We start from the raw sequence: 6,528 nt of genomic DNA, 5'->3' as shown, positions 1-6,528 counted from the left end.
GGCGGGCGATCGCCGAGATCGACCACCCGCGGCGGTGTAGAGCACTCGCTTCCACGAACTCCTCCTCTGTCAGCATCCCGCGCGGCCTCCTCTTGTCGCTGCGGCGGTTGACACCGCAAGCGTGGGAAGGGGTCCCGCTGTTGGCCTATGCGGCCGGCCCGACGCTCAGCTGAGGAACTTCGACGATCGAGGGTGGGGAACTTCGGCGATCGCCGTCAGGGTGAAGGAAGCAACGCCAAGTCCGTCGATTTCGCCAGGATCGAGGCCCCCATCTTTGAGCGCGAGCCTAGAGGCATCGGCCAGCACCCGGGCAGTGGACGATTCCTCCGAGGGGTGGCGCAGGTACGAGGTCTCGCCTGCGCCGACGATGCGGGCGGCGCTCAACGCTCGCTCACCTGGAACGACAGGTGGCGGGTCAGCAGACTGACCTCGTGCACGCTCATCGCATCCGTCCCGTGACACGTTTCACGAGGTACCCCGTCGACAGATCATGACGCGAGAAGCCACGTTCGATCGTGAGCTCGACGAGCGTTCGAGGGAGCCGCGTCCGCCAGCGAAGCTCCTCTAGCAGCGCTCTGAGACGGTTCACCGCTCCGGCGAGCTCACCTACTACTGCGTCGTCCGGTCCCGCGATTGTCCAGCTTCTGCCCTGGTCGTCCCCGTCACCCGGGGCGTCGTGGATCTGCCACACCGCGGCCGGTCCTACGGCCGCGGTGTCGAATCCGAGCAGGGAACCGATTCGGGCAGCCGCCTCGGCAAAACCGTCCGGCTCCTCGATGGCTCGCCTTACCTGCCCGAGCTCTCGCGAGACGCCGTTGACTCCACGCGCAGCAACCTTCGCTGCGACTACGGCCGCTCTTCGCGTGTCGGCATTCTGACGGGGGAAGGGGACGTAGAACATCAAACGCGCGTTGAGGGCAGCTCTTGGGTCCCGGGGCGTGGACGGTCTGCGCTGTGGGGGGCCGCGAGTCCGACGCCCGGAGCGCCACTGGATGGATGAGCAAGCAGAGACAGGATTTGGCGGAGCGCTCCGAGTGTCTCCTCGGTTCGATCCGTGCCCTCGTAGAGCAACTGCTGCAACGTGAGCCCATCCAGCGCCGCGAACACGAGTCGTGCGACGGCCTTCCCTTCGACGCCGAGGGCGCTCAGCGACTTCGAGATCGCTTCGACGTAGTCGTCGTAGCTCTTGCGCACGTCTTCGCGCAGATCGGGGCTGCGGAGCGCTCGGAGCAGGACCTCGAACTGGAAGATTGCGTCCTCTGGGCGCTCGCTCAGCGCCCGCGGTACATCAGCGGCAAAGTGTTCGATCTCGCCCGTCGGCGCGGCGAGGTGGGTCGCCTCGAGCGTGTGCTCGACGGCCCACTTCAGTGCCTCATGGATCATCGACTCTCTGGTCCCGAAGTGGTACGAGGCGAGGCCGTGGGTGACGCCGGCCTCGGCAGCGACCGAGCGGAACGTGACGCCGTCGAAGCCGTCTCGCGCGACGACGCGGGGGAGCGCTCGACAGAGGGCCTCGCGGCCCTGGCCGCGGGTGATCCTCGAGCGGCTGGATGGCTTGCCGGGCTGCGCGCTGTTCGCCATTGGTACCTGGACGACCCTACCTTGACAAACGGACAGGAACAAGAAGCCTGTCACAGGCTCTCTGAACAGGGGGAAGGCTACTGTCCCTGGCGACTTCCTTGACAAATGCACAGGACGGTCTGATACTTGCGCGCATCACACCTCCGGTGCGCGGCGGTCCCGGGTCGTTCGCGGATCCGGGATCACGCGCCAACCCTCGTCCGTGACCGTCGGGAGGTCCGATGTCCAAGATGGAAGTGCAGACGCCAGCGAGTGCCGAGACCGACTGGGATCAGGTGCGCGAGTGGGACGAGCAGTACGTCTTCCACGTCCTCGCGACGAAGGATGAGTACCGGTCGAACGTGGTCGAGAGCGCCGACGGGTGCTACGTCACGATGGCGGACGGGCGCCGGATCTTCGACTTCGCCAACCAGCTCATCTGCGTCAACATGGGCCACCGGCACCCGAAGATCGTCGAGGCGATCCGGGAGGCGACGGACAAGTTCGGGTACGTCTGGGAGGGCCTGACGACCGAGTACCGAGCCCGCGCCGCGAAGCTGATCATGGAGGACATCGGCGTCGGCGAGTGGGCGGGCCGGATCCGGTTTCTCTCGACCGGCACCGAGGCGGTGGAGAACATGGTGCTGTTCGCGAAGCTCTACACCGGGCGCCGCAACATCGTCACTCGCACGTACGACTACCACGGTTGGACAAACGCCCTCTCGGGCGCCAACGGCATGCGCGGGTACCGCTCGAGCCTCGCCTCGGGGAGCGGCGAGCCCGTCCACCTGGACGTGCCGGACGCCCCCTCGGCGAACTACCACTACGCGCCTGCACCGCACTGCTACCGCTGCCCGATCGGGCATTCGTACCCTAACTGCAAGGACGAGAACGGGACGCTGGCATGCGTCAAGGCGACCGAGCACCTGATCAGCTCGATCGGCCCGGAGACGGTCGCCGGGTTCATCACCGAGCCCGCACAGGGCGCCGGGATGATCCACCCGCCCAAGGAGTACTTCCCGCAGGTCCGCGAGATGACCAAGCGCCTGAACGTCTTGTGGCTCGACGACGAGGTCATGACCGGGTTCGGGCGCCTCGGCGAGTGGTTCGGCTACAAGGTCTACGACGTCACGCCGGACATCATGGCCGTGGCCAAGGGGCTCAGCTCCTCGTCGCTGCCGGCCGCGGGCGTTGTGCTGTCGAAGGAGGTCACCGAGTTCTTCGACCAGTGGCGCTTCAATACGATGAGCACCTTCGGCTCGCACCCGCTCGGGATGGCGGCCGTGTGCGGCAACCTCGAGGCGATGCTCGAGGAGAACATCCTCGAGCGCGTCCGCGACCTCGGCGGGCACCTCGGCAGCGGGTTGATGGACCTCCAGGAGCGGCATCCCTGCGTTGGCCTGGCGTCGGGCCGCGGCCTCATGTGGTCGCTCGAGCTCGTCCGCAACAAGGAGACGCACGAGCCGTTCGTCTCGGTCGACCGCTACTCGACCTACGCGAAGACCGAGGAAGTGCCCGCGAGCGCGGTCGTCGGGAAGATCGCCTACGACGAGGGCGTCGCGATCGGCGCGTTCCTGCCCAACAGCATCCGGCTGGCGACCGCGTTCGTCGCCACCAAGTCCGACATCGACTTCGGTTTGGCGGCACTCGACAAGGGCCTGTCGGAGCTCGACAAGTACTGCGACTAGGAGTGAGAGGCGAGATGTCGACCATAACGACCCCGGCCGTCCACGAGCACAAGCTCTTCATCGGCGGTGCTTGGGAGCCGTCCTCGACGGGTGAGACGTTCGAACGGGAGAACCCGGCCACGGGTGAGCCTATCGGCCTGTTCCCGCGTGGGGCTGAGGAGGACGCAGACCGCGCGATCGCGGCGGCCCTCGAGGTCTATCGCTCCCGCAGCTGGTGGGACATCCCCGGCGCCCGGAGGCAGCACATGCTCCGGGGCGTCGCCGACTGGCTCCGCGACCACATCGACGACCTCACGAGGCTCGTGTCGGCCGAGGCGGGGAAGCCGGTTGCCTGGGCACGGTTCGATGTCCTCTTCGCAGCCGACTTCTTCGACTACTTCTCGGGGCTGGTCCGGGATGTGGGCGTCGGCGGGCGCACTATCCCCGGGCTCCGTCCCGACCTGTTTGCATACACGCTGAAGGAGCCGGCTGGGGTTGCGGGGATCATCACCCCCTGGAACTTCCCGCTGCTGATTGCCGCCCAGAAGGCTGCGCCCGCGCTGGCCGCCGGCTGTCCGATCGTCCTCAAGCCGGCACCGCAGACGCCCCTCACGGCGCTCGAGCTCGCACGGGCGTTCGAAGAGCTCGAGTTCCCGGCAGGCGTGTTCAACGTCGTGACGGACACCGGTCCCGGGAGCCCGGTCGGAGCACGACTCTGCTCGCACCCGGATGTGGCGGTCGTCTCGTTCACCGGCTCCACCGGCACAGGGGCGCGCGTCATGGAGGCCTGCGCGCCCACCATGAAGCGCGTCGCCCTCGAGCTGGGCGGGAAGTCTCCGATGATCGTCCACGAGGACGCCGATATCGAGGGCGCCGTCGACGCGGCGATCTTCGGGATCTTTTTCAACACGGGGCAGGTCTGCAACGCGTCGTCGCGCCTGCTCCTGCACGAGGTAATCGCGGACGACTTCCTCGAGCGGTTCGTCGCCGCGGCGAGCCGGCTGCGCGTTGGGCGTCCGACGAGCGACGACACGCAGATCGGCCCGCTCATCAGCCGTGATCAGATGGAGCGCGTCCTCTCGTACGTCGAGCTGGGCAAGCAGGAGGGCGCCGACCTGATCTACGGAGGCGAGCGCCTCACCGGCAACCTCGAGACCGGTTACTTCGTCGGGCCGACGATCTTCGACAACGTGGACGAGTCTATGCGCCTCGCCCAGGACGAGATCTTCGGCCCCGTGGTGACGGTCGGCCGCTACAGCGACCTCTCCGAGGCGATCGAGCGTGCGAACGCGACGACGTTCGGTCTGGCCGCCGGCGTGTGGACACGCGATATCGAGGTCGTCGACCGTGTCACCTGTGAGGTTCGGGCGGGGATGATCTGGGTCAACGAGTGGCTTGCGATGTTCCCGGAGACCCCGCACGGTGGGTACGGGATGAGCGGCATCGGCCGCGAGATGGGCCCCGAGGCCCTGCACGAGTTCCAGGAGAACAAGACGGTCATCCAGAAGACGGGTCCCCGGGAGCTGATGTTCCCGTGACGGGCCCCGTTCCATCGGCATGCGCCAACACAGGCGGGCGCGCTCCGTCTGACTCGCACCAGGCCCACTCACCACTGGAGGAATGCTGATGACGGATCTAACGCGACGCGAAGTAGTTCGCGCAGGAGCAGCCGGAGTGATCGTGCTCGGCTCGGGTGCGTTTCTCGGCGGCCTGGGCAGCGACGCTGCGCGGGCTGCTCTCTCACGGGGCTTTGCACCGGCTGCGAAGCGCGGCGGAACGCTCCGCGTCGGGATCGCGGGTGGCTCCCCGACCGACGACTTCGACATGGCGCACATTAACGGGCCGTCCGCGACCGTGCGTGGGCAGGCGTTCTACGAGACCGTCCCGTTCCTCGACGGACAGTTCCGCTTGCATGACGACTTCCTCGCCGACGAGTTCAAGCCGAACGCAACGGCGGACGTGTGGACGGTCCGGCTCAAGCAGGGCGTCGAGTTCCACAACGGGAAGACGGCGACCGCCGACGACTTGCTCTTCTCGATCAAGCGGCTCCTCGACCCCAAGTCTGGTGCCACCGCTGCCGGCCAGCTCACGGCGATCGACCTCAAGCAGACGAAGAAGCTCGACAAGCGGACGGTTCGCTTTGTCCTCAAGACGCCGCAGTCGTTCTTCGACTACCTGCTGAGCGACATCGTCTACCTCGTGCCGGTCGGGTACGACCCGAAGAAGCCGGTCAGCACGGGTCCCTGGCGCTTCAAGAGCTTCCAGCCTGCCCGCCAGACTGTGCTCACGCGGTTCGAGAACTACCACGGTACCCCGGCGTACGCCGACCAGCTCGTCATGACAGAGCTCCCGGACGACACGGCACGCGTGAACGCGCTGATCTCGGGCCAGGTGGACGTGATCAACCAGGTCCCCTACCCGAGCGTCGCACAGCTCAAGGGGCAGTCCGGGGTCCAGGTCGCGGTCTCTCCGACCGGTGGGTGGAACCCGATCACCATGCGGGTGGACGTCGCTCCGTTCACCGACGTGCGGGTGCGCCAGGCCATCCGGCTCGCGATGAACCGCAAGCAGGCGATCGCGAGTGCGCTGTACGGCCAGGGCTCGCCGGCGGCCGACACGTATGGGCGGTTCGACCCATCGTTCAGTGCCGCATTCACCCGTGATCAGGACATCGAGAAGGCGAAGAGCCTCCTCAAGCAGGCGGGGCAGACGAACCTGAAGCTCGAGCTCGTCACCTCACCGATCGCGGCCGGCATCGTCGAGGCCTGCCAGGTGCTCGCCCAGAACGCGAAGGCCGCCGGGATCAACATCACGGTGCGCAAGGTCGATCCGGGCACGTACTTCTCCCGGTACGGCAAGTGGCCGTTTGCGATCGACTTCTGGGTGGGCCTGCCGTACCTTGTCGTCGCGTCGATCGCCGACGGCCCGGGCGCGAACGTCGTCAACACGACGCACTTCAACGATCCGACCTTCAACAAGCTCTACGGCCAGGCGTCGAAGACGCTCGACAAGAACAAGCGTGCGTCGATCGTGCACGCGATGCAGAAGGTCCAGTACGACCGGGGCGGCTACATCATCTGGTCGTTCCAGAACTCGGTCGACGCCTACTCCAAGAAAGTCGGTGGCATCCAGCCGATCGACAAGACGGCCTGGGGGCTCAACCGCTGCCAGCTGCACAAGCTCTACTTCAAGTAGATCGCTGCGGGCACGGTGACGCGAGCCATGGCTGGCGGAGAGCAGCAGCTGCTTACCCCGGAGACTCTGATCGAGTCTCCGGGGCCCGTCATCTCGGGAGCACGGT

At 66.8% G+C, this 6,528-nt stretch carries 6 protein-coding genes; 3 read left to right on the top strand and 3 right to left on the bottom strand.

Annotation, left to right across the window (positions count from 1 at the left end):
- Positions 1-165 precede the first annotated feature (165 nt).
- The 3 genes from Gocc_RS15800 to Gocc_RS13815 are packed head-to-tail and all read right to left on the bottom strand — an operon-like array spanning position 166 to position 1,581.
- Entirely contained in the window at positions 166-384 is a 219-nt protein-coding gene (locus Gocc_RS15800) for a hypothetical protein (RefSeq protein WP_147281318.1), read from the bottom strand.
- 55 nt (positions 385-439) lie between these two features.
- Positions 440-901 (bottom strand): hypothetical protein, encoded by a 462-nt coding sequence (locus Gocc_RS15795; protein ID WP_147281317.1) that lies wholly within the window; start codon positions 899-901, stop codon positions 440-442.
- Positions 901-1,581: a TetR/AcrR family transcriptional regulator gene (locus Gocc_RS13815; protein ID WP_114797154.1), complete on the bottom strand. Its 681-nt coding sequence runs from the start codon at positions 1,579-1,581 to the stop codon at positions 901-903. Before Gocc_RS13815 ends, Gocc_RS15795 begins: the two co-directional genes overlap by 1 nt.
- Positions 1,582-1,811: 230 nt before the next feature.
- On the opposite strand from Gocc_RS13815, the gene Gocc_RS13810 reads away from it, so the two are divergent.
- The 3 genes from Gocc_RS13810 to Gocc_RS13800 all read left to right on the top strand — a co-directional run bounded on the left by Gocc_RS13810 (position 1,812) and on the right by Gocc_RS13800 (position 6,422).
- Positions 1,812-3,248 carry a class-III pyridoxal-phosphate-dependent aminotransferase gene (locus tag Gocc_RS13810; protein WP_114797153.1) on the top strand — a complete coding sequence of 479 codons (1,437 nt, stop codon included), beginning with the start codon at positions 1,812-1,814 and terminating at the stop codon, positions 3,246-3,248.
- 14 nt (positions 3,249-3,262) lie between these two features.
- Positions 3,263-4,765, top strand: coding sequence for an aldehyde dehydrogenase family protein (locus tag Gocc_RS13805; RefSeq protein ID WP_114797152.1), 1,503 nt, complete (start codon positions 3,263-3,265; stop codon positions 4,763-4,765).
- Positions 4,766-4,901: 136 nt separating this feature from the next.
- Positions 4,902-6,422, top strand: a complete 1,521-nt coding sequence (locus Gocc_RS13800) for an ABC transporter substrate-binding protein (RefSeq protein WP_181813696.1) — start codon at positions 4,902-4,904, stop codon at positions 6,420-6,422.
- Positions 6,423-6,528: the final 106 nt, after the last annotated feature.

The sequence above is a fragment of the Gaiella occulta genome, from assembly GCF_003351045.1.
GTDB classification, from domain to species: Bacteria; Actinomycetota; Thermoleophilia; order Gaiellales; family Gaiellaceae; genus Gaiella; species Gaiella occulta.
Note: the sequence above shows the minus strand (reverse complement) of the source record. Positions and strands in the feature narration are given on the sequence as shown.

What these genes read in the sequence shown, in the direction of transcription:
- Gocc_RS15795 (WP_147281317.1), bottom strand. Translation starts at nt 901, where the DNA reads ATGTTCTACGTCCCCTTCCCCCGTCAGAATGCCGACACGCGAAGAGCG.
- Gocc_RS13805 (WP_114797152.1), top strand. Translation starts at nt 3,263, where the DNA reads ATGTCGACCATAACGACCCCGGCCGTCCACGAGCACAAGCTCTTCATC.
- Gocc_RS13810 (WP_114797153.1), top strand. Translation starts at nt 1,812, where the DNA reads ATGGAAGTGCAGACGCCAGCGAGTGCCGAGACCGACTGGGATCAGGTG.
- Gocc_RS13815 (WP_114797154.1), bottom strand. Translation starts at nt 1,581, where the DNA reads ATGGCGAACAGCGCGCAGCCCGGCAAGCCATCCAGCCGCTCGAGGATC.